Below are 20,724 nucleotides of genomic sequence, written 5' to 3'. Positions count from 1 at the left end.
GGTCGAAAGTTGTATACAATTTCTTGATGCAAATCATAGGAACTTGCGAAGTTTTCAGGCAGTCTTCACCCCCATGGATTCAGATGGATTTTGTTAAACCCTGCCTTGGAGATTCACCATGTTTGCCAAACTTGTTGCGGTATCCCTGTTGACACTGGCTAGCAGCCAATTGATGGCCGCCGAATGCAAGGTCGATGTTGATTCCACCGACCAGATGTCCTTCAACACGAAGGAGATCACCATCGACAAGAGCTGCAAGACGTTCACCGTCAACCTGACCCACTCCGGCAGCTTGCCGAAGAACGTCATGGGCCATAACTGGGTCCTGAGCAAAACCGCCGACATGGCCGGTATTGCCACCGACGGCATGGCCGCCGGCATCGACAAGAGCTACCTGAAAGATGGCGACACCCGCGTTATTGCCCACACCAAAATCATCGGTGCTGGCGAAAAAGACTCGGTGACCTTCGACGTGTCGAAGCTGACTGCTGGCGAAAGCTACCAGTTCTTCTGCTCGTTCCCAGGCCACAACTCGATGATGAAAGGCGCTGTGGTCCTGAAGTGATCGGTTGACCCGGCAGCAACAAAAAAGCCGCTTTCCTGATAAGGGAAAGCGGCTTTTTTTATTGAGGGAGCCCGCTCCCTGGCCATAGGTGTTAGCGGGACCAGGGCCCGCAGGGGCTCACGGCGCGAAGGGCATTTCGCGTTTGTGGTGGGTTTTGCGGTAGGTGTCGCAAATGATCTTGAACGCTTCTTCGCGCACCGGCTGGCCGTGCAGGAAGGCGTCGATCTCGGTGTAGGTGACGCCGTGGGAGGCTTCATCCGGTTTGCCCGGCGACAGGTCTTCAAGGTCGGCGGTGGGGACTTTTTCCACCAGGGACTCCGGCGCGCCGAAATGCCGGGCGATGGCCCGTACCTGGTTCTTCACCAGGCCGCTCAAGGGGGCCAGGTCGCAGGCCCCGTCACCGAACTTGGTGAAGAAACCCATCACCGCCTCGGCGGCATGGTCGGTGCCGATCACCAGGCCATGGGCGGCGCCGGCGATGGTGTACTGGGCCACCATGCGCATCCGCGCCTTGGTGTTGCCGAGAACGAAATCCACCGACACCGCGTGCTGCCCTTCAAAGGCGGCGACTTCATTGGCCAGGGCCTTGACCGCAGGGCCGATATTGACCGTGTGCCGCTCATCGGGGGCGATGAAGTCCACCGAGGCCTGGGCATCGTGCTCGTCGAACTGGGTTTCGTAGGGCAGGCGCACGGCGATGAAACGGTACTTGTCGTCACCCGTGCGTGCGCGCAGTTCGCGCATGGCCCGTTGTGCCAAGAGGCCTGCGGTGAGGGAGTCGACACCGCCGCTGATGCCCAGCACCAGGGATTTGAGCCCCGAGTTGAGCAGGCAGTCCTGGATAAAGGTCACGCGCCGGGCGACTTCCGCCTCCAGGGCGGCCTGGTCCTGGAACGGTGCCTGGACCTTGAGCTGCTGCGCAATCTCACGCTGTACGGCTTGCATGATTCACTCCTTGCTTGATGTGCCTGAAAGGGCGGCAGGTACTTGGAAAACGTGGCGCAGGTAACCTACGAAGTTCGGATCCCGGCAATGGGTCTTGCCCGCTTCGTCGGAGATCTTGGCGACCGGCTGGCCATTGCAGGCGGCCATTTTAAGCACGATGCTCATCGGCTCGACACCGGGAATATCGCAGGTCAGGTTGGTGCCGATGCCGAAGCTGACATTGATCCGACCACGCAGCGCCCGGAAAATCTCCAGGGAGCGGGGCAGTGTCAGGCTGTCGGAGAACACCAGGGTCTTGCTCATCGGCTCGATGCCCAGCTTGTGGTAATGGGCGATGGCTTTTTCGGCCCACAGGATCGGATCGCCGGAATCGTGGCGCAAACCGTCGAAGAGCTTGGCGAAGTACAGGTCGAAGTCGCCGAGAAAGGCGTCGGTGGTGATGCAGTCGGTCAGGGCGATACCCAGCAGGCCGCGGTACTCGCGGACCCAGCAGTCCAGGGCGGCGATCTGGCTGTCGATCAGCCGTGGGCCGAGCTGCTGGTGGGCCATGATCCATTCGTGGGCCATGGTGCCCAGGGGCTTCATGTCCAGCACCCGCGACAGGTGCACGTTGCTGGTGCCGACGAAGCGCCCGGGGAAGTCGTGCTTGAGCACGTTCACCACTTCCTCCTGCACGCGGTAGGAGAAGCGCCGGCGGGTGCCGAAGTCGGCGACCTGCAGCTCCGAAAGCTCTTCGCTGCTGGCGTTGGCGCTGAGCCAGTCGAACTTGCGGTACAGCTGCTCGCGCGCCTGCTCCAGCACCACTTCGCGGTAGCGATAGCGGTTACGCACTTCGCTGACGATGGCCAGCATCGGCACTTCAAACAGGATCACGTGCAGCCAGGGCCCGCGCAGGCGGATAAACAGCTCGCCGTCCTCGATGCCGGTGTAGACATAGCGCAGGTTGAAGCGGAACAGACCGAGAAAACGCAGGAAGTCGGGCTTGAGGAAGCTGATGCGCTCCAGGGAGCTCAGTTGGTCGGCGCTCAGGCTGAGTTCGGCCAGGCGTTCGAACTGGTAGCGGATTTCTGCCAGGTACGGCCGCAGGTCCTCGCTGTTACGGCAACGGAACTCCCATTCGACTTCCACGTTGGGGTAGTTGTGCAGCACCGCCTGCATCATGGTCAATTTGTAGAAGTCGGTGTCGAGCAGGTTCTGCACGATGCGATCGGCAAACACACTCTCGCTCATAACGGGAATCTCCAGGCGGGCCGCGTAGAAATGCGCGGCTTTGCAGCTTTTTTCAATGAAGGCGGTAGTGGCGCATATCCGCAGTCTGTTTTGCCAGCGTTTTTTTAGCGGGCGCGGCCGAGCCGCTAGGGGGTCGGGCTGTCGACCTGCTCCAGCATCCAGCGCACAAAGTCGCGGACCTTGGGCACTTCGGCGGAATGCTCGGGGTAGGCGATGAAGTACGCATCGTTACTGGGCATCGCGTACTGCCAGGCGATCACCAGCTTGCCGTCGTTCAACTCTTCCTCCACCAGAAAGCGCGGTAGCAGGGCCACGCCGCAACCGACCTGGGCGGCGCGGATGCACATGTAGAAGGTTTCGAAGCGTGGGCCGTGATAGCTGTGTTCGGTGTGGTAGCCCTGGCTGTCGAACCAGTCGTGCCAGGCCTGAGGCCGGGAGGCATTCTGCAGCAGCACCAGATCGGCCAGTTGCGTCGGGTCGGTGAACGGCTGGTCCGGCAGACTGCCCGGGGCGCAGACCGCCACCAGCTCTTCGCTGAACAGCTTCAGGCACTCGGTACCGGGGCGCGAACCCTGGCCGAAGTAGAACGCCAGGTCGCTGCGGCCCTGCAGCAAATCATCGGCCTCCTGCTCGTTGCACAGGTCCAGATGGATATGCGGATGACGCAGGCGCCAGCCCTTGAGGCGTGGCACCAGCCAGCGCGCGCCGAAGGTCGAGGGCGTGGACACCCGCAGCACTTCGGTTTCACCGCCGTAGGAACGCAGGTAGTGGGTCGACATCTCGACCTGGGTCAGGATCTTGCGCACTTCCACCAGGTACAGGTCGCCGGCCGGGGTCATCTGCAAGCGTCGGCGCACGCGGCGGAACAACAGGTGTTGCAGCAGCTCTTCGAGTTGCGCCACCTGCTTGCTGACCGCGCTTTGGGTCAGGTTCAGCTCTTCGGCGGCACGGGTGAAGCTCAGGTGGCGGGTGACCGCTTCGAAACACTGCAAGGCGGTGATCGAGGGCAGGTGGCGTTTGTTCAGCATGGCGCAAGGTCCCTGGTTCTTGTCTCAGCGCTGCTTGGCCGACGCAGCATGAATAAACGGAATGATATCTCGCCTAATCGTCGTTTGTTGGCAAGTCTCAGGCCAGCTACAACTACAGGCCTCAATAGCTGGTTTATCGGCTACGACTTTTTGTTTTTTCATCTGTAAGGAGTGACCCATGGTTGCCGCATTGCTTGATCGTCTCGGTGTGAACCCGGCCCTGTATCAGTCGGGCAGCCAGCCCGTGCACTCGCCGATCGACGGCAGCCGCATCGCCGCCGTGAACTGGGAAGGTGCAGCCGAAGTCGAGCAACAGGTCAGTCGCGCAGAGCATGCATTCGAACTCTGGCGCAAGGTGCCGGCGCCCCGTCGCGGCGAGCTGGTCCGCCAGTTCGGCGAAGTGTTGCGCGAGTACAAGGCCGACCTTGGCGAGCTGGTGTCCTGGGAAGCCGGCAAGATCACCCAGGAAGGCCTGGGTGAAGTGCAAGAGATGATCGACATCTGCGACTTCGCCGTCGGCCTGTCGCGCCAGCTCTACGGTTTGACCATCGCCTCCGAGCGTCCTGGCCACCACATGCGTGAAACCTGGCACCCACTGGGCGTGGTCGGGGTGATCAGCGCGTTCAACTTCCCGGTGGCGGTCTGGGCCTGGAACACCACCCTGGCGCTGGTCTGCGGCAACCCGGTGATCTGGAAACCGTCGGAGAAAACCCCGCTGACCGCCCTGGCCTGCCAGGCGTTGTTCGAGCGCGTGCTGAAAAACTTCAGCGACGCTCCGCCCTACCTCAGCCAGGTGATCATCGGCGGGCGTGAAGCCGGCGCCGCGCTGGTGGACGATCCGCGTGTGGCCCTGATCAGCGCCACCGGCAGCACCCGCATGGGCCGTGAAGTGGCGCCCAAAGTCGCCGCGCGCTTTGCCCGCAGCATCCTCGAGCTGGGCGGCAACAACGCGATGATCCTCGGCCCAAGCGCCGACCTGGACATGGCGGTGCGCGCCATTCTGTTCAGCGCCGTCGGCACCGCCGGCCAGCGTTGCACGTCCCTACGTCGACTGATTGCCCATGAGTCGGTCAAGGAAGAAATTGTCACCCGGCTCAAGGCGGCCTACTCCAAGGTGCGGATCGGTCATCCGCTGGAAGGCAACCTGGTCGGCCCGCTGATCGACAAACACAGCTTCGACAATATGCAGGACGCCCTGGAGCAGGCCTTGAGCGAAGGCGGCCGGGTGTTTGGCGGCAAGCGGCAGTTGGAAGAGCAGTTCCCGAATGCCTATTACGTGTCGCCGGCCATCGTCGAGATGCCTGAGCAGAGCGACGTGGTGCGCGATGAAACCTTTGCCCCGATCCTCTACGTGGTCGGCTACACCGAGTTTGCCGAAGCGCTGCGCCTGAACAACGCTGTGCCTCAGGGCCTGTCGTCGTGCATCTTCACCACCGATGTGCGCGAAGCCGAGCAGTTCATGTCGGCGGTGGGCAGCGACTGCGGCATCGCCAACGTCAACATCGGCCCGAGCGGCGCGGAAATCGGCGGCGCCTTCGGTGGCGAGAAAGAAACCGGTGGCGGTCGTGAGTCCGGCTCCGATGCGTGGCGCGGTTACATGCGCCGCCAGACCAACACCGTCAACTACTCCCTGGAACTGCCACTGGCCCAGGGCATTACCTTCGATTGAATGAGGGCGGCAAACCTGTAGCCGCTGCCGAGTTTGGTGAGGCTGCGTTGGACGCTGGAGTGCATCCGGGAACGGGGCGTTGTTTTTCAGGGCCAGCGTAGTCTTCGGCAGCGGCTACAACTGAAGCGGGTGTCCGGGGAGGGCGTTGTTTGCGAGAAGCAGCGTCCGAACGGCGGGCCGAGCCTGCGGCAGCGGTTACAGCGGCGAATGCAAACCTGTATGTGGTTGATTTCGGAGTCTGGCAATGGCGTTACGCGAAGAGTGTCTATGGGAAAAACTGACGCCGCAAAGGCCTGACAACGCCGCGCTCAACGGCGAGGTCGCGGTGGATGTCTGTGTGATTGGCGCAGGCTTTACCGGTTTGTCGGCGGCGGTGCATTTGCTGGAGCAGGGCAAGCGGGTCTGCGTGCTGGAGGCTCACCGCGCGGGGCATGGCGGCTCGGGGCGCAACGTCGGCCTGGTCAACGCCGGGATGTGGATCGCGCCCGACGATATCGAGGCCGGCTTCGGCGAGCAGGTCGGCAGCCAGCTCAACCGCATGCTGGGCGCGGCGCCGTCCCTGGTGTTCAGCCTGGTGGACAAATACCGCATTGATTGCCAGTTGCGCCGTGAAGGCACCTTGCACATGGCCCATAACGCCCGGGGCGAGGCCGACCTGCGCAGTCGCGAACAACAATGGAAGCGCCGTGGCGCGCCGGTGGAGTTGCTGACCGGTGCCGCATGCGAAGCCGCCACCGGCACCCAGAAGATTGCCGCCGCGCTCCTGGATCGACGCGCCGGCACCATCAACCCCATGGCCTATACCTCGGGCCTTGCCAAGGCAGCGGTGGACCTGGGCGGGCTATTGTTCGACCACTCGCCGGTTACTCGCCTGGAACGCCAGGGCCAGCGCTGGTCGGTGCAAACGGCTCAGGGCTCGGTGCTGGCCGAGCAGGTGGTGATTGCCTCCAATGCTTACACCGAAGGCGACTGGACCGAACTGCGGCGCAATTTCTTCCCCGGTTACTACTACCAGGTTGCCTCCCGGCCTCTGACGGAAGACGCCGCGCAGCAAATCCTGCCGGGTGGCCAGGGCTCCTGGGACACGCGCCAGGTGCTGAGCAGCATCCGCCGCGATGCCGAAGGCCGCCTGCTGCTCGGCAGCCTGGGCAACGGCAACCAGAAACCCGCCTGGTTCCTCAAGGCCTGGGCCGATCGGGTGCAGCAGCATTACTTCCCGTATCTCAAGCCGGTGGAGTGGGAGTGCACCTGGACCGGCTGCATCGCCTTCACCCCCGATCACCTGATGCGTCTGTTCGAACCTGCGCCCGGTTTAGTGGCAGTCACCGGTTACAACGGGCGTGGCGTCACCACCGGGACCGTGGTCGGCAAAGCCTTTGCCGATTACCTGTGTAACGGAAACCCTCAAGCCCTGCCGATTCCCTTCGCGCCCATGCAGCCGCTGGCCGGGGTGGGCCTGCGCAGTTGCCTGTACGAGGCCGGGTTCTCTCTGTATCACGCGGGCCAGTGCCTGCGGATCGTCATCTGATCGGCGAAATTCAACCCCTGGGGCGGCGCTTTTCGGCGCAGCGACTAGCCTGTAATGGTGCGGCTCGTAGCAGTGCCGCACCAGCAGTGTGCACTTCGGTGACGCAGGCTGTTACAGGCTGGTTGCACGTTGATTTGCGCCGTGGTTGCAATGATGGCGCGTGCGGGTTGCGCCTTTCATTTTTTACGGTTTCACCTTCCGCGGTTTAGACGGTTGCACGCCCAATAAAAAAGGGCTCGAAACAGTCGAAATAACAACATCAGAACGACTTTTTTCAGAATAAAAAACCAATGGCACGGCCCTTGCTCTGAGCATTCAGTGAAGTCGCATTGCCAACTAAAAAAACCTTGGAGCACCACCCCATGTCCCAGACGTTTTACAAGAAAGGCTTTCTGGCCCTCGCAGTGGCAACTGCGCTGGGTGTTTCTGCGTTTGCTCAGGCCGACCTGAAGATCGGCGTAGCGGGTCCCATGACTGGCGCCAACGCGGCATTTGGCGAGCAGTACATGAAGGGTGCACAGGCAGCGGCTGACGAAATCAACGCCAAGGGCGGCGTCAACGGCGAAAAGATCGTCCTGGTCAAGGGCGATGACGCTTGCGAGCCCAAGCAAGCGGTGGCCGTGGCCAACCGCCTGGTGGATCAGGACAAGGTCGCAGGCGTGGTCGGGCACTTCTGCTCGTCCTCGACCATTCCGGCGTCCGAGGTGTACAGCGATGCGGGCGTGATCGCCATTACCCCGGGCTCGACCAACCCGCAGGTTACCGAGCGCGGCCTGAGCGCCATGTTCCGCATGTGCGGGCGTGACGACCAGCAGGGCATCGTTGCCGGCGACTACATCGTCGATGTGCTCAAGGGCAAGAAAGTCGCGGTGCTGCACGACAAGGACACCTACGGCCAGGGCCTGGCGGATGCCACCAAGGCACAGCTGACCAAGCGCGGCGTGACCCCGGTGCTGTACGAAGGCCTGACCCGTGGCGAGAAAGACTTCAGCGCCGTCGTGACCAAGATCCGCTCCGTGGGGGCCGATGTCGTGTACTTCGGTGGTCTGCATCCGGAAGCCGGTCCACTGGTACGCCAACTGCGCGAGCAGGGCCTCAAGGACGTGAAATTCATGTCCGATGACGGCATCGTCACCGACGAACTGGTCACCACTGCTGGCGGCCCGCAATACGTCGACGGCGTGTACATGACCTTCGGTGCCGACCCGCGCCTGCTGCCAGACAGCAAGACCGTGGTCGACGCTTTCCGCAAGGCCGGCACCGAGCCTGAAGGCTACACCCTGTACGCCTACGCGTCGGTCCAGGCCCTGGCTGCCGGCTTTGGCGGCGCCAAGTCGAACAAGGGTGAAGACGCGGCCAAATGGCTGAAAGCCAATCCGGTGAAAACCGTGATGGGCGAGAAGACCTGGGACGCCAAAGGCGACCTGAAGATCTCCGACTACGTGGTCTACCAGTGGGACAAGGACGGCAAATACCACCAGCTCGAAAAACAGAAGTGACATGAGCGTCTGAGAACCGGTTTACGGTCCGGCGAGCAAGGTTCAGGCACTTTCAACGTCGCCTGAGCCTGGTGCAACTGACCGTACACCGGTTCTGAGCCGTCCGGCACCGCCCCCCGGTGTCGGCCGGTTGCCCGTGCAGTACTTGTCTTTTCTCGTAGAGCTGCACAATGGCCGTGTTGCGCCGGTGGCTGAACACCAGTCCGTCGTCTCCGCTGTGTGCAGTCTCTCAAATGCGTGAGATTGCGTTATGGATGGTATTTTCCTGCAGCAACTGATCAATGGACTGACCCTCGGGTCTGTCTATGGTCTGATCGCCATAGGCTACACAATGGTCTACGGCATCATTGGCATGATCAACTTCGCCCATGGCGAGGTTTACATGATTTCCGCTTACCTCGCGGCAATCAGTCTGGCTCTGCTGGCCTACTTTGGCATCGAATCCTTCCCGCTACTCATTCTCGGCACCCTGGTCTTTACCGTCGTCGTGACGGGGGTCTACGGCTGGGTCATCGAGCGCGTCGCCTACAAACCCCTGCGCAACTCCACCCGCCTGGCGCCGCTGATCAGCGCCATCGGTATCTCGCTGATCCTGCAGAACTATGCGCAGATCAGCCAGGGCGCCAAGCAACAGGGTGTGCCAACGCTGTTGGCCGGTGCCTGGAAGGTCGATATCGGCAGCGGTTTCGTCCAGCTCACCTACACCAAGATCTTCATCCTGGTTGCGGCATTCGCCGGCATGGCGTTGCTGACCTACATCATCAAGTACACCAAGCTTGGCCGCATGTGCCGTGCTACCCAGCAAGACCGCAAGATGGCCTCGATCCTCGGGATCAACACCGACCGCGTGATCTCCTATGTGTTCGTCATCGGCGCCGCCATGGCTGCGCTGGCGGGCGTGCTGATCACCATGAACTACGGCACGTTCGACTTCTATGCCGGCTTTGTCATCGGGATCAAGGCGTTTACCGCCGCGGTTCTCGGCGGCATTGGCTCGCTGCCGGGCGCGATGCTGGGCGGGATCATCCTCGGGATCTCCGAGTCGCTGTTCTCCGGGTTGATCAACTCCGACTACAAAGATGTGTTCAGTTTCTCGCTGCTGGTGCTGATTCTGATCTTCCGTCCCCAAGGCCTGCTGGGTCGCCCACTCGTGGCGAAGGTATAAGTATGTCTGCTGCCAATAAACCGATTGATATCAAAAAGAGCGTTATCGACGCCGTGCTGGCCGGGCTGATCTCGTTGATCGTGTTCGGGCCGATTGTCGGCGTGGTCCTGGATGGCTACAGCTTCAACCTGCAGCCGGCGCGCGTCGGCTGGCTGGTGGCGATCGTGATGATCGGCCGCCTGGCCATGAGCCTGTTCCTGCAGACCCCCAAGGGCCTGAAGATTCTCCAGGGCTTCGAGAGCACCGGCTCCGGCGTGCATGTGCGCCCGCCGGACTACAAGTCGCGGCTGCGCTGGATCATTCCGGTGCTGATCGTGATTGCCATCGTGTTCCCGATCTTCGCCAACAAGTACCTGCTGACCGTGGTGATCCTCGGCCTGATCTATGTGTTGCTGGGCCTGGGCCTGAACATCGTGGTCGGCCTGGCTGGCCTGCTCGACCTGGGTTACGTGGCCTTTTATGCCATCGGCGCCTACGGCCTGGCATTGGGTTACCAGTACCTGGGCCTGGGTTTCTGGTCGGTGCTGCCGCTGGCGGCGATTGCGGCGGCGCTGGCCGGCTGCATACTCGGCTTCCCGGTCTTGCGAATGCACGGTGACTACCTGGCCATCGTGACCCTGGGTTTTGGCGAGATCATCCGCCTGGTGCTCAACAACTGGCTGTCCTTCACCGGCGGGCCCAACGGCATGCCGGTGCCATCGCCGACCTTCTTCGGCCTGGAGTTCGGCCGCAAGGCCAAGGATGGCGGTGTGCCGTTCCATGAGTTTTTCGGCATGGACTACAACCCCAATCTGAAATTCCTGTTTATCTACATCGTGCTGTTCCTGGTGGTGCTGCTGGTGCTCTACGTCAAGCATCGCCTGACCCGCATGCCGGTCGGCCGGGCCTGGGAAGCCTTGCGCGAAGACGAAATCGCCTGCCGGGCCATGGGCCTGAACCACGTGCTGGTCAAGCTCTCGGCGTTCACCATCGGCGCCTCGACCGCGGGTCTGGCCGGGGTGTTCTTCGCCAGCTACCAGGGCTTCGTCAACCCGTCGTCCTTCACCTTTTTCGAGTCGGCGCTGATCCTGGCCATCGTGGTGCTGGGTGGCATGGGTTCGACGGTGGGCGTGGTGATTGCCGCGTTCGTGCTCACCGTGGCCCCGGAACTGCTGCGCAGCTTCTCCGAGTACCGGGTGCTGCTGTTCGGGGTGTTGATGGTGTTGATGATGATCTGGCGACCCCGTGGCCTGATTCGCATCAGCCGTACCGGTGTGACCCCGCGTAAAGGTGTCCTGACCCAGAGGAGCGCATCATGAGTGATGAAGTGATTCTCTCGGTAGAGAACCTGATGATGCACTTCGGCGGGATCAAGGCCCTGAGCGACGTCAGCCTCAAGGTGCGCCGCAACTCGATCTTCGCCCTGATCGGCCCCAACGGTGCAGGCAAGACCACGGTGTTCAACTGCCTGACCGGGTTCTACAAGGCCTCCGGTGGGCGTATCGAACTCAATACCCGGGGCCAGAGCACCAACGTCATCAAACTGCTCGGCGAGCCTTTTCGCGCCACTGACTTTGTGTCGCCCAAAAGCTTTGCCAGCCGCCTGTATTACAAGATGTTCGGCGGCACCCACCTGGTGAACCGGGCGGGCCTGGCGCGGACCTTCCAGAACATTCGCCTGTTCAAGGAAATGTCGGTGCTGGAGAACCTGCTGGTGGCCCAGCACATGTGGGTTAACCGCAATATGCTGGCCGGCATTCTCAACACCAAGGGCTACCAGAAGGCCGAGAGTGACGCGCTGGACCACGCTTTCTACTGGCTGGAAGTGGTGGACCTGGTGGACTGCGCCAACCGCCTGGCCGGTGAATTGTCCTACGGCCAGCAGCGGCGCCTGGAAATTGCCCGGGCCATGTGCACCCGTCCGCAGATCATCTGCCTCGACGAACCGGCCGCCGGCCTCAACCCTCAGGAAACCGAAGCGCTGAGCGCGATGATCCGTCTGCTGCGTGACGAGCACGATCTGACCGTGGTGCTGATTGAACACGACATGGGCATGGTGATGAGTATTTCCGACCACATCGTGGTGCTCGACCACGGCAACGTGATCGCCGAAGGCGGGCCGGAGGCGATCCGCAACGATCCGAAAGTGATTGCCGCCTACCTGGGTGCCGACGAAGAGGAGCTGGTATGACTCAACCTATCCTCGAACTCAAGGACTTGGACGTTTACTACGGCCCGATCCAGGCCCTGAAGAAGGTCTCGCTGCACATCAATGAAGGCGAGACCGTGAGCCTGATCGGCTCCAACGGTGCCGGCAAGTCGACGTTGCTGATGTCGATTTTCGGCCAGCCCCGGGCCGAGTCCGGGCAGATCCTCTACCGTGGCGTGGACATCACCCACAAGTCGTCGCACTACATCGCCTCCAACGGTATCGCCCAGTCGCCGGAAGGGCGACGGGTGTTCCCGGATATGACGGTGGAGGAAAACCTGCTGATGGGCACCATCCCCATCGGCGACAAGCACGCCACCGAAGACATGCAGCGCATGTTCGACCTGTTCCCCCGGCTCAAGGAGCGGCGTACTCAGCGGGCCATGACCATGTCGGGCGGTGAACAGCAGATGCTGGCCATTGCCCGGGCGCTGATGAGCCGGCCCAAGCTGCTGTTGCTGGATGAGCCGAGTCTGGGCCTGGCGCCGATTGTGGTGAAACAGATCTTCTCCACCCTGCGTGAGCTGGCGGGCAGCGGCATGACCATCTTCCTGGTGGAGCAGAACGCCAACCATGCGCTGAAGTTGTCGGACCGGGCTTATGTGATGGTCAACGGCGAGATCCGGCTGAGCGGCACCGGGCAGGAACTGCTGGTCAATGAGGAGGTGCGCAACGCGTATCTGGGCGGCCACTGACGCCCTGCACTGTGGATAAAACCCGCCCCGATGTGCCTTGGCCATCGGGGCCTTTTTTTGTCCACAGGCGCCTGAAAAAGCTGAAACGGAGGGCGTTTTATCGGATGTCCACAGCGGGCACTGGAAATTGTGGAAAACATTATTCGCAAGCTATCAAAGCGCGGCATAAAGCCGCTGCAATTAGTTGTTTTGTCACGGTTTTGACTTGTCCCCGTTTGCTGTGGAACTGGCTGTGGGTAACGTGGGAGTAGCTGGCTGGAGGCCTTGATTGGCGTGGCCTGCAGGCGGGTGGTTGTTTTTTGATCAAGGGTTTTTGATGAAGCGGGCGGCGCGATTGTCAACCCCTTTATTGTCGCAGCCAGACGCTCTTGAAGGTGTCCCTCAGCCTGTGGATAAGTCTGTGACTAAACTCTGGAAAGACTCGGCTAAGCGCCGTAGTTACTGGCTTCAAGCCATCTCCTTAAACCGCTGTTTAGTGGTAAAACCCCTAGGGGCTGCATGATGGCCATGGGCGGGTCAAGCAAAAAACTTGCAAAGCCGGGCTGCAAGCCCTGTGGACAGCGGCTTCCAGACTTTTGCACTTGCCCCCAAAGACTGTGGACCGGCCTGTGGATAAGATGCGCGCAGATGGCTGCAGGCCATGTAAATCAACGCCTTGCGCCCGCTGATCGTTTTTCGTACAGCGATCCATCATTTATCACGCAAATCCTGTAGCCGCTGCCGAAGGCTCGGGCCGCGTTCGGACGCGGGCCCTCAATTTCGCCGTGAAGTACCTGACACCCCTCTATCGCCCATCCGGGCCAGCGCCGCCTCGCGGCTCGGCAGCGGCTATGGGTGCAACGTCTGGTTGCCGCTCGGAGCGAGGCCGGGCATGCTGCGAAGCGATTTTCCATTCCAATGGCTGCGCGCCACCCAGCAAGGAGAACACCATGACTTCCACCCTGTTTATCACCGGGGCCACTTCCGGTTTTGGCGAAGCCTGTGCCCGGCGTTTCGCCGAGGCCGGCTGGTCGCTGGTGCTCACCGGTCGTCGTGAAGAGCGCCTGAACGCGTTGTGCGCCGAGCTTTCCAAACAGACACAGGTGCATGGCCTGGTGCTCGATGTGCGTGACCGCAAGGCGATGGAGGAGGCGATCGCCAACCTGCCGCCGTCCTTCAGCACGCTGCGCGGCCTGATCAACAACGCCGGCCTGGCCCTGGGCGTCGATCCGGCGCCCAAGTGCGACCTGGATGACTGGGACACCATGGTCGACACCAACATCAAGGGCCTGATGTACAGCACCCGCCTGTTGCTGCCCCGGCTGATCGCCCACGGTCGCGGCGCCGGGATCATCAACCTGGGGTCCATCGCCGGCAACTACCCGTATCCGGGCAGCCATGTCTATGGCGCGAGCAAGGCCTTCGTCAAACAGTTCTCCCTGAACCTGCGCTGCGACCTGCAGGGCACCGGCGTACGGGTGACCAATATCGAGCCGGGCCTGTGCGAGAGCGAGTTCTCCCTGGTGCGCTTTGCCGGTGACCAGGCGCGCTACGACGCGACCTACGCCGGTGCCGAGCCGATCCAGCCGCAGGACATCGCCGAGACGATTTTCTGGGTGCTCAACACCCCGGCCCACATCAATATCAACAGCCTGGAGCTGATGCCGGTCAGCCAGACCTGGGCCGGCTTCTCGATTGAGCGCAACGCCAAGCCCTGAGGCATGTACGTGGGGCGCGCGCAGCCTGGCGGCACAACTCCCTGTAGTCGCTGCCGCAGGCTCGGTCCGCGTTCGGACACTGGTCAGCGGCAACACCCCCACCTATCGGCCTACCTCCAAGACGCTCGCCAGCTACAGTTGTTGTGCCTGGAAACACATAAGCTGATTCGTTTCAGCTTGAGGTCAGCCCAGCCCAGGTAGAATCCCCGCCAGACACTTCGCTACCGTCTCCTTCGAGGCGGTGGGTTTGAGGTTCGATAGGAGGCGTTGTGAGTAACCGAGGTGAGCAGGTTCTGCTCAAGCAATCGACCGTACTGATGTTCGCCGTGGCGATCGCCGGTATCGTCACGGGTTTTGTTTCTGGTGCCCAATCCATCCTGTTCGATGGCTTTTTTTCCCTGATCGCGACCTTTATCAAAGTCCTGATGCTGATCACCGCCAAGCTGATCGCCAAGGAAAGCAACCAGCGTTTCCAGTTCGGCTTCTGGCACCTGGAACCCATGGTGCTGTTGATCGAAGGCAGCTTCCTGCTGTTAATCGCGATCTACGCCTTTCTCAACGGTGTGTTCGGCATCATCAATGGCGGGCGTGAGATCGAGTTGGGGCTGGTGATCATCTACGCCGCGGTATTCACCGTGGTCGAGTTCGCTTATTTCTTCTACATCCGCCATCGCAACCGCACGCTCAAGTCCACCCTGATCCAGTTCGACAACATCAGTTGGCTGGTGGACGCCATGCTGTCCGTCGGCCTGTTGGTGAGCTTTCTCGCCGCTTTGCTGCTCAAGAGCCAGGGCTACCACGACTGGGCGATGTACGTTGACCCGCTGATCCTGATCCTGCTGGCGCTGAGCATGCTGCCCGCGGCGTTCAAGATCCTGCGGCCGGCGCTGCGGGACGTGCTGGGGATTGCCCCGGATCAGTTGGACGACAAGGTGCGTAACGTGATGGAAGCGGCCAAGGCCGAGCACGGTTTCGCCGACTATGTGTCTTACGTGCAGAAACACGGCCGGGCGCGCTTTATCGAGATCCATATCGTGCTGCCGGACGGCTATCCGCTGCACAGCGTGGCGACCCTGGATCAGTTGCGCGAAGAGATCTCCAGCCAACTCGGCCAGGCGGACACGGCGCGTTGGCTGACCATCAGCTTCACCGGGGATCGCAAGTGGATTGCCTGACCTGAAACCTGGGGGCCGGCCGGAGTCTGTACGATCCCGGCGGCCCAGTCAGGTGAAGTATTCAGTCAGGCCGCGATAGCAGGTGGCCAGGTGATAAGGCGTGGTCGACGGCATGTCTTGCCGGCTGACCTTGCCGGCTGCGTCCAGGCATTCGTTCCAGCCGGCGGGGTGCAGGAAGTGTTGCTGCAACGCCAGCAATTGGCGACGCAGCGATGCCTGGCTGTGAGGGCGCAAGGTCAGGGCGCGCAGGTATTCGGCCTGGGCCCAGATGCGCTGGGTGGCATCCCTTGGCTGTGCTGTGGCTTGCAGGTCGAGCATGGCCGCCACTGCGCCGGTCTCCGGGTCGACTCCGCAGTCTTCGGTGAAGGCAAAAGCCCGATCCAGTGAGCCGTGTAGCGCCGTGCCTCGCAGCAGGGGCGAAGATTCCAGGAGGAAAAACCACTCGAACTGATGCCCCGGCTCAAACCAGTTATCCACAGCCCCCAGCGGCTTCTCCAGCATCACCCCGGTTTGCGGGTCGATGAAGCGCCGCTGCATGGCCTCGCATAACGCGGTGAGAGCGCCTTGCACGCGACTGTCTTCGCGCACCGCCAGGGTTGCCAGGAAGGCTTCGGCCAGGTGCATCAGCGGATTCTGCAGCGGCCCGGAGCCCAGGGACGACCAGTCCTGATCAAGGCTGGCCTGGTACAGGCCGTCGCCGCTGGCGAAACGTTCGGCCACCACGCTCAGCGCCGCATTGAGTACCGATTCCACCAGGGGCTCGCGCGCCTTGGCCCAGTAATGAGCGCAGGCGAAAATGATGAACGCGTGGGTGTAGAGGTCCTTGCGCTTGTCCAGCGGCGCGCCCTGGGCGTCGATGCTGTAGAACCAGCCGCCGTGTTCGGCATCGTGAAAGTGCTGCTGCAGGGAGCGGAACAGTGCGGCGGCGCGTTGTTCAGCCGCGGGCACCTGGCCGATCAGGCTGGAGAACAGATACAGCTGCCGGGCGCAGGCCATGGCGCGATAGCGCTGCACCGGCAATGGCTGATGCCTGGCGTCCAGGGCTTCGAAAGGCAGCGCCAGCGCCGGGTTCCAGCCAGGGCCTTGCCACAGAGGCACGATGACCCCCTGGAAGTGCTGCTGCACGGCCGCGAACAGAGCGGTCAATTCAGGCTGGGAGGCGGAGCTGGAAACATCGGGCATTGGCTGGCGTCGTCACGGCAGGGTTGAGTGCGCGACATGGTAGCAGGGCGAGCGGGGCGGGCGCTCGCGAAAGCGCCGGCCCGTCTGTTCGGTCGTCGCTATTGGCCTCAGCCGGCCAGCAACCACACGCCGGTGGCCGCCGATGCCGCACCGGCGACCCGTACCAGCGGCGCCGCAGCCTGGGGCAGGACCCGTACCACGGCGTAACCCGCGGCGTGCAGGGCGGCGGTCGCGGCCACGAAGCCTGCGGCATAGGCCCAGGGGCTGGACATGTCCGGCAGTTCCAGGCCGTGGGCTACACCGTGGAACAAGGCAAACAGCGCGGTGGCAGCCAGGGCCAGGCTCAGCGGTGGGCGTACCGCCAGGGCCACGGCCAGGCCCAGGGCCAGCACCGAGGCGGCGATCCCGCTTTCCAGGGCCGGCAGGTTCAGGCCTTCAAAACCCAGCAGGCCGCCGATCAGCATGGTGCCGACGAAGGTGCAGGGCAGGGCCCAGCGAGCGGCGCCTTGTTGCTGGGCCGCCCATAAACCGACCGCCAGCATCGCCAGCAAGTGGTCGAGGCCGCCGATGGGGTGGCTGATGCCGGCCATCAGACCGTTGTCGCCATGCCCCGGGTGGGCGAAGGCCAGGGCCGGGGTCAGCAGCAGGGCCAGGGCCCCGAAAATACGCTTGAGTGTCATAGGGTGGCTTCCTTGTTGAGTCGTTTATCAAGGGGAATCAGGCGGCGCCAAGCAGGCCCTGGCGTTCGATGAATTCGATGATCTGGTCCAGGCCGAGGCCGGTTTTCTGGTTGCTGAAGACGAACGGCTTGCCCGCGCGCATGCGCTGGGTGTCGCTGTTCATCAGTTCCAGGGAGGCGCCCACCAGTGGCGCGAGGTCGACCTTGTTGATCACCAGCAGATCGGACTTGCAGATCCCCGGGCCGCCCTTGCGCGGCAGCTTGTCGCCCGCGGAAACGTCGATCACGTAGATGGTCAGGTCCGACAGCTCCGGGCTGAAGGTCGCCGACAGGTTGTCGCCGCCGGATTCCACCAGAATCAGGTCCAGCCCGGGAAAACGCCGGTTCAGTTGATCCACCGCTTCGAGGTTGATCGACGCATCTTCGCGAATGGCGGTGTGCGGACAGCCGCCGGTTTCCACGCCGATGATCCGCTCCGGCGCCAGGGCCTGGTTGCGCACCAGGAAGTCGGCGTCTTCGCGGGTGTAGATATCGTTGGTGACCACCGCCAGGTTGTAGCGCTCGCGCAGGGCCAGGCACAGGGCGAGGGTCAGGGCGGTCTTGCCGGAGCCGACCGGGCCGCCGATGCCGACGCGCAGGGGTTGTGAGTTCATGTGCTTCTCCACAATAAAAGGCGCCATGTCAGAGGGGCCCTAGGAACGGAATAGACGGCTGTACTGGCGCTCATGGGCCATGCACGCCAGGGACAGGCCAAACGCGGCGCTGCCGTAATAAATGGGGTCGATGTGGGTGGCGTCATGCTGCGCCTGTTGCAGCAGCGGCAGCAGTTCACTGGTCAGGCGCTGGGCAGCTTGCTGGCCCAGGGGCAGGGTTTTCATCAGCACTGCCAGTTGGTTTTCCAGCCAGCTCCAGAGCCAGGCGGCCAGGGCGTCCTGGGGGCTGATCTGCCAGGCGCGCGCCGCCAGGGCCCAGCCCAGGGCCAGGTGCGGCTCGCCGCGTTGCTGGAGAAAATCCCGGGCGGCCTGATCCAGCTCAGGCAGGCCGTTGAGCAGTTGCTGCAGGGAATAGCCCATCTGCCGGCTTTCCTGATACAGCTCGCGGGTTTCCCGGCTGGCGCGATGCTCGTCGCACAGTTGCAGCAACTGCGCCCAGTCTTCATCCGCTGCGGCCTGGCAATGGGCGAGCAACAGCGGCGCTTCGAACCGCGCCAGGTTCAACAGCAATTGATCGCTGATCCAGCGCCGGGCGCTGGCCGAGTCCATCACGCGCTGCTGCTCCACGGCCATTTCCAGGCCCTGGGAATAGCTGTAGCCGCCAATCGGCAACTGCGGACTGGCCAGGCGCAGCAGGGCCCAGGCTGGGTTCATGGGCGCACGCCAAACTGGTGCAGGCGCGGCGGGTAGTTGAAGTCCTCGTCACCGTGCCGCGAGTGATGGTGGCCGCCGCCGTAGGCGCCGTGTTCCGGTTGGAATGGCGCTTCAATGGCTTCGGCCGAGGCTCCCAGTTGTTCGAGCATGGCCTTGAGCACGTAGTCATCGAGCAGGCGCAGCCAGCCATCACCGATTTGCAGCGCGACATGGCGGTTGCCCAGGTGATAGGCGGCGCGGGTCAACTCGAAGGCATTGCGGCAGGTGACGTGCAGCAGCGCTTCCGGGCGAGCGCGAACGCGCACGACGCGTCCGTCTTCGGCAGCCAGGCATTCACCATCGTGCAGCGGCGGCTGGCCGCGCTCCAGAAACAGACCGACGTCTTCACCCTCGGCACTAAAACAGCGCAGACGGCTTTTGCTGCGGGCCTCGAAGTTCAGGTGCAGCTCGGCGGACCATTGGGCTTGAGGTTCGATTCGGCGATGAATCACCAGCATGTGAGGGCTTCCAGCTAAGAGCGATGCAGGTGCTAGAGCAAGGGCCTTGCCAATCACCGGATACGCTCGAAAAACCCGGCGACCCCCTATGTGCACGCCTGAAAATGGGGCACGCTCGTGTTTTATTTTGTTACAAGTTGGCGAGGTGCACTGATTTATAGCACCGGCTTGGTGCGCCGTCGGATTTTTTGCTGCAAGGCGGGGCGCCGCGTCGGGTGCTAAGCGTTCGGCTTGATCGGGCGAGAGGGGGGTGGTGCTCGGTGGGGAAGGTACGGGGTTACTCGGTGCTGCCCAGGCCTTGCCAGTGCTTGAGGCCAATGAAGATAAAGCGCAGTTGCTGGGTGATCTTGGCCTGAGGCGTCAGGTGTTCGGGCAGGGCCGCAGCGGGCGGGTCGATGATGTCCGGCAGGGTGGCGAACACACTTTTGACGATCAGGTCGGCGATCACGCCGAGGTCCGCCGTCGCCAGGTGCTGCAATTTGGGCATCAGGCTCAGGTCGGTGGCGAGGTCGGTGCTGATGTTTTCCCGCAGGTTGGCAATCGCCTGGCGCACCGGCAGCGAGCCCCCGTACTGCTCACGCGCGAGAAACAGGAACTGCGAACGATTGGCCGCCACCACGTCGAGGAAGATCCGAACCGATGCGTCGATGATCCCGCCCATGACGAACTCGTTATGGCGGACCAGGCGAATGGTTTCGCGGAAGGTCTGGCCGACTTCGCTGACCAATACCAGGCCCAGTTGGTCCATATCGGCAAAGTGCCGGTAGAAACCGGTGGGGACGATACCGGCGGTCTTCGCCACTTCGCGCAGGCTCAGGCTGCCAAACCCTCGGCCACACTCCATCAAGTGACGGGCTGCGTCCATCAGGGCATTGCGGGTTTGTTGCTTCTGTTCGGCACGGGGCAGCATTGGCGGGCTGACTTTCTACTCAGGAAGAGCGGGGCACTCTAGCAAATCAACTTTGTCGGCGTCGAACCCGGGCTGGATTGACGGGGAGGAGTGTTGGAACGAGGTGAGGGCTTTACAAAGTCAAAGCCCGATCCAGGGACCGGGCTTTTTTCTGGGCCAGCATGGGCTCAGCTCACAGCTTGATGACGTTGTTCCAGACGATCAGCACCGTCTGCGGCAACAGTCTGACCTTGTGGGGTGCGATCGAAGCCATCTTCGGCAACGGTCTGGCCTTGTGGGGTGCGGTCGTAGCCATCTTCGGCAACGGTCTGACCTTGTGGCGTGCGATCGTAGCCGTCTTCAACCAGGCCTTTCTGTTCCAGGCGATCACGGCCACCTTCGGCAACGCTCTGGCCTTGTGGGGTACGGTCCGAGCCATCGGCAGCGACTTTGTTGCGTTCGATCAGGCGGTCCGAACCACCTTCAGCGAGGGTCTGGCTGAACACGGTGTGGCTGGCTTTGACTTGTGGAGTGGCCTGTTCGGCGGCTGGCAGGGCATAAGCGTTGGCGGCCAGGATCGAGAGGGTCAGGCTGAGCAGTAATTGGCGTTTCATGATGGGGTGCTCCTCGGGAGGGCGATAAAGTGGGTACGGAGCCAATGTTACGCGCGCTAAATCGATAGAAAAGTTCATAAAGACAATGGTAATAATCAACAGAATTGATTGT

At 62.3% G+C, this 20,724-nt stretch carries 20 protein-coding genes; 10 read left to right on the top strand and 10 right to left on the bottom strand.

Annotated features, from left to right (window positions below):
* Positions 1-118: 118 nt before the first annotated feature.
* The gene (gene azu / locus ACOZJV_RS26420) at positions 119-565 is read left to right on the top strand and encodes an azurin (RefSeq protein ID WP_020299412.1); all 447 of its coding nucleotides are present in this window, start codon (positions 119-121) and stop codon (positions 563-565) included.
* 117 nt (positions 566-682) lie between these two features.
* Here azu and nadE read toward each other — a convergent pair whose 3' ends face one another.
* The 3 genes from nadE to ACOZJV_RS26405 form a co-directional block, all read right to left on the bottom strand.
* Positions 683-1,510, bottom strand: a complete 828-nt coding sequence (nadE, locus tag ACOZJV_RS26415; RefSeq protein WP_020299411.1) for an ammonia-dependent NAD(+) synthetase — start codon at positions 1,508-1,510, stop codon at positions 683-685.
* A gap of 3 nt (positions 1,511-1,513) precedes the next feature.
* Positions 1,514-2,740, bottom strand: a complete 1,227-nt coding sequence (pncB, locus tag ACOZJV_RS26410; protein ID WP_020299410.1) for a nicotinate phosphoribosyltransferase — start codon at positions 2,738-2,740, stop codon at positions 1,514-1,516.
* Between the two features lie 125 nt (positions 2,741-2,865).
* Positions 2,866-3,768, bottom strand: a complete 903-nt coding sequence (locus ACOZJV_RS26405; protein ID WP_078469569.1) for a LysR family transcriptional regulator — start codon at positions 3,766-3,768, stop codon at positions 2,866-2,868.
* Between the two features lie 178 nt (positions 3,769-3,946).
* On the opposite strand from ACOZJV_RS26405, the gene ACOZJV_RS26400 reads away from it, so the two are divergent.
* The 9 genes from ACOZJV_RS26400 (at position 3,947) to ACOZJV_RS26360 (ending at position 15,384) form a co-directional block, all read left to right on the top strand.
* The gene (locus ACOZJV_RS26400) at positions 3,947-5,437 is read left to right on the top strand and encodes an aldehyde dehydrogenase family protein (RefSeq protein WP_078469570.1); all 1,491 of its coding nucleotides are present in this window, start codon (positions 3,947-3,949) and stop codon (positions 5,435-5,437) included.
* 244 nt (positions 5,438-5,681) lie between these two features.
* The gene (locus tag ACOZJV_RS26395; protein WP_201129210.1) at positions 5,682-6,965 is read left to right on the top strand and encodes an NAD(P)/FAD-dependent oxidoreductase; all 1,284 of its coding nucleotides are present in this window, start codon (positions 5,682-5,684) and stop codon (positions 6,963-6,965) included.
* Positions 6,966-7,327: 362 nt separating this feature from the next.
* Positions 7,328-8,464, top strand: a complete 1,137-nt coding sequence (locus ACOZJV_RS26390) for a branched-chain amino acid ABC transporter substrate-binding protein (protein ID WP_421548863.1) — start codon at positions 7,328-7,330, stop codon at positions 8,462-8,464.
* A 250-nt stretch (positions 8,465-8,714) separates the two neighbouring features.
* Positions 8,715-9,629, top strand: coding sequence for an ABC transporter permease subunit (locus tag ACOZJV_RS26385; protein ID WP_020299405.1), 915 nt, complete (start codon positions 8,715-8,717; stop codon positions 9,627-9,629).
* A gap of 2 nt (positions 9,630-9,631) precedes the next feature.
* Positions 9,632-10,927, top strand: coding sequence for a high-affinity branched-chain amino acid ABC transporter permease LivM (livM, locus tag ACOZJV_RS26380; protein ID WP_078469572.1), 1,296 nt, complete (start codon positions 9,632-9,634; stop codon positions 10,925-10,927).
* Complete coding sequence (locus ACOZJV_RS26375; protein ID WP_078469573.1) at positions 10,924-11,799, top strand: ABC transporter ATP-binding protein; 876 nt, start codon at positions 10,924-10,926, stop codon at positions 11,797-11,799. The genes livM and ACOZJV_RS26375 overlap by 4 nt, the downstream gene beginning before the upstream one ends.
* Positions 11,796-12,512, top strand: coding sequence for an ABC transporter ATP-binding protein (locus ACOZJV_RS26370; protein WP_078469574.1), 717 nt, complete (start codon positions 11,796-11,798; stop codon positions 12,510-12,512). The genes ACOZJV_RS26375 and ACOZJV_RS26370 overlap by 4 nt, the downstream gene beginning before the upstream one ends.
* A 929-nt stretch (positions 12,513-13,441) precedes the next feature.
* On the top strand, positions 13,442-14,209 hold the full coding sequence (locus ACOZJV_RS26365; protein ID WP_078469575.1) for an SDR family oxidoreductase: 768 nt from the start codon (positions 13,442-13,444) through the stop codon (positions 14,207-14,209).
* A gap of 269 nt (positions 14,210-14,478) precedes the next feature.
* The gene (locus tag ACOZJV_RS26360; RefSeq protein ID WP_078469576.1) at positions 14,479-15,384 is read left to right on the top strand and encodes a cation diffusion facilitator family transporter; all 906 of its coding nucleotides are present in this window, start codon (positions 14,479-14,481) and stop codon (positions 15,382-15,384) included.
* Positions 15,385-15,432: 48 nt separating this feature from the next.
* On the opposite strand, the gene ACOZJV_RS26355 is transcribed toward ACOZJV_RS26360, so the two are convergent.
* From ACOZJV_RS26355 to ACOZJV_RS26325, 7 genes are all read right to left on the bottom strand, one after another.
* Entirely contained in the window at positions 15,433-16,566 is a 1,134-nt protein-coding gene (locus tag ACOZJV_RS26355) for an AGE family epimerase/isomerase (RefSeq protein WP_421548862.1), read from the bottom strand.
* A gap of 107 nt (positions 16,567-16,673) precedes the next feature.
* Positions 16,674-17,246, bottom strand: a complete 573-nt coding sequence (locus ACOZJV_RS26350) for a HupE/UreJ family protein (RefSeq protein ID WP_201129214.1) — start codon at positions 17,244-17,246, stop codon at positions 16,674-16,676.
* A gap of 37 nt (positions 17,247-17,283) precedes the next feature.
* Positions 17,284-17,898, bottom strand: coding sequence for an urease accessory protein UreG (ureG, locus tag ACOZJV_RS26345; protein ID WP_020298712.1), 615 nt, complete (start codon positions 17,896-17,898; stop codon positions 17,284-17,286).
* Positions 17,899-17,937: 39 nt separating this feature from the next.
* A complete protein-coding gene (locus ACOZJV_RS26340; RefSeq protein ID WP_421548861.1) occupies positions 17,938-18,612 on the bottom strand; it encodes an urease accessory protein UreF in 675 nt (224 codons plus the stop codon).
* Positions 18,609-19,109: an urease accessory protein UreE gene (gene ureE, locus ACOZJV_RS26335; protein ID WP_421548860.1), complete on the bottom strand. Its 501-nt coding sequence runs from the start codon at positions 19,107-19,109 to the stop codon at positions 18,609-18,611. Before ureE ends, ACOZJV_RS26340 begins: the two co-directional genes overlap by 4 nt.
* Positions 19,110-19,386: 277 nt before the next feature.
* Positions 19,387-20,019: a TetR family transcriptional regulator gene (locus tag ACOZJV_RS26330; RefSeq protein WP_020298715.1), complete on the bottom strand. Its 633-nt coding sequence runs from the start codon at positions 20,017-20,019 to the stop codon at positions 19,387-19,389.
* A gap of 167 nt (positions 20,020-20,186) precedes the next feature.
* Positions 20,187-20,612, bottom strand: coding sequence for a hypothetical protein (locus ACOZJV_RS26325; protein ID WP_421548859.1), 426 nt, complete (start codon positions 20,610-20,612; stop codon positions 20,187-20,189).
* Positions 20,613-20,724: the final 112 nt, after the last annotated feature.

This window comes from Pseudomonas sp. QD4 (assembly GCF_049199125.1).
In the GTDB taxonomy this organism is placed as follows: Bacteria; Pseudomonadota; Gammaproteobacteria; order Pseudomonadales; family Pseudomonadaceae; genus Aquipseudomonas.
The sequence above is the reverse complement of the archived record's forward strand: the minus strand, read 5'-3'. Positions and strand labels throughout refer to the sequence as shown.

Coding starts and splice junctions, on each gene's coding strand:
- azu (WP_020299412.1), top strand. CDS start 119: ATGTTTGCCAAACTTGTTGCGGTATCCCTGTTGACACTGGCTAGCAGC.
- nadE (WP_020299411.1), bottom strand. CDS start 1,510: ATGCAAGCCGTACAGCGTGAGATTGCGCAGCAGCTCAAGGTCCAGGCA.
- pncB (WP_020299410.1), bottom strand. CDS start 2,740: ATGAGCGAGAGTGTGTTTGCCGATCGCATCGTGCAGAACCTGCTCGAC.
- ACOZJV_RS26405 (WP_078469569.1), bottom strand. CDS start 3,768: ATGCTGAACAAACGCCACCTGCCCTCGATCACCGCCTTGCAGTGTTTC.
- ACOZJV_RS26400 (WP_078469570.1), top strand. CDS start 3,947: ATGGTTGCCGCATTGCTTGATCGTCTCGGTGTGAACCCGGCCCTGTAT.
- ACOZJV_RS26395 (WP_201129210.1), top strand. CDS start 5,682: ATGGCGTTACGCGAAGAGTGTCTATGGGAAAAACTGACGCCGCAAAGG.
- ACOZJV_RS26390 (WP_421548863.1), top strand. CDS start 7,328: ATGTCCCAGACGTTTTACAAGAAAGGCTTTCTGGCCCTCGCAGTGGCA.
- ACOZJV_RS26385 (WP_020299405.1), top strand. CDS start 8,715: ATGGATGGTATTTTCCTGCAGCAACTGATCAATGGACTGACCCTCGGG.
- livM (WP_078469572.1), top strand. CDS start 9,632: ATGTCTGCTGCCAATAAACCGATTGATATCAAAAAGAGCGTTATCGAC.
- ACOZJV_RS26375 (WP_078469573.1), top strand. CDS start 10,924: ATGAGTGATGAAGTGATTCTCTCGGTAGAGAACCTGATGATGCACTTC.
- ACOZJV_RS26370 (WP_078469574.1), top strand. CDS start 11,796: ATGACTCAACCTATCCTCGAACTCAAGGACTTGGACGTTTACTACGGC.
- ACOZJV_RS26365 (WP_078469575.1), top strand. CDS start 13,442: ATGACTTCCACCCTGTTTATCACCGGGGCCACTTCCGGTTTTGGCGAA.
- ACOZJV_RS26355 (WP_421548862.1), bottom strand. CDS start 16,566: ATGCCCGATGTTTCCAGCTCCGCCTCCCAGCCTGAATTGACCGCTCTG.
- ACOZJV_RS26350 (WP_201129214.1), bottom strand. CDS start 17,246: ATGACACTCAAGCGTATTTTCGGGGCCCTGGCCCTGCTGCTGACCCCG.
- ureG (WP_020298712.1), bottom strand. CDS start 17,898: ATGAACTCACAACCCCTGCGCGTCGGCATCGGCGGCCCGGTCGGCTCC.
- ACOZJV_RS26340 (WP_421548861.1), bottom strand. CDS start 18,612: ATGAACCCAGCCTGGGCCCTGCTGCGCCTGGCCAGTCCGCAGTTGCCG.
- ureE (WP_421548860.1), bottom strand. CDS start 19,109: ATGCTGGTGATTCATCGCCGAATCGAACCTCAAGCCCAATGGTCCGCC.
- ACOZJV_RS26330 (WP_020298715.1), bottom strand. CDS start 20,019: ATGCTGCCCCGTGCCGAACAGAAGCAACAAACCCGCAATGCCCTGATG.
- ACOZJV_RS26325 (WP_421548859.1), bottom strand. CDS start 20,612: ATGAAACGCCAATTACTGCTCAGCCTGACCCTCTCGATCCTGGCCGCC.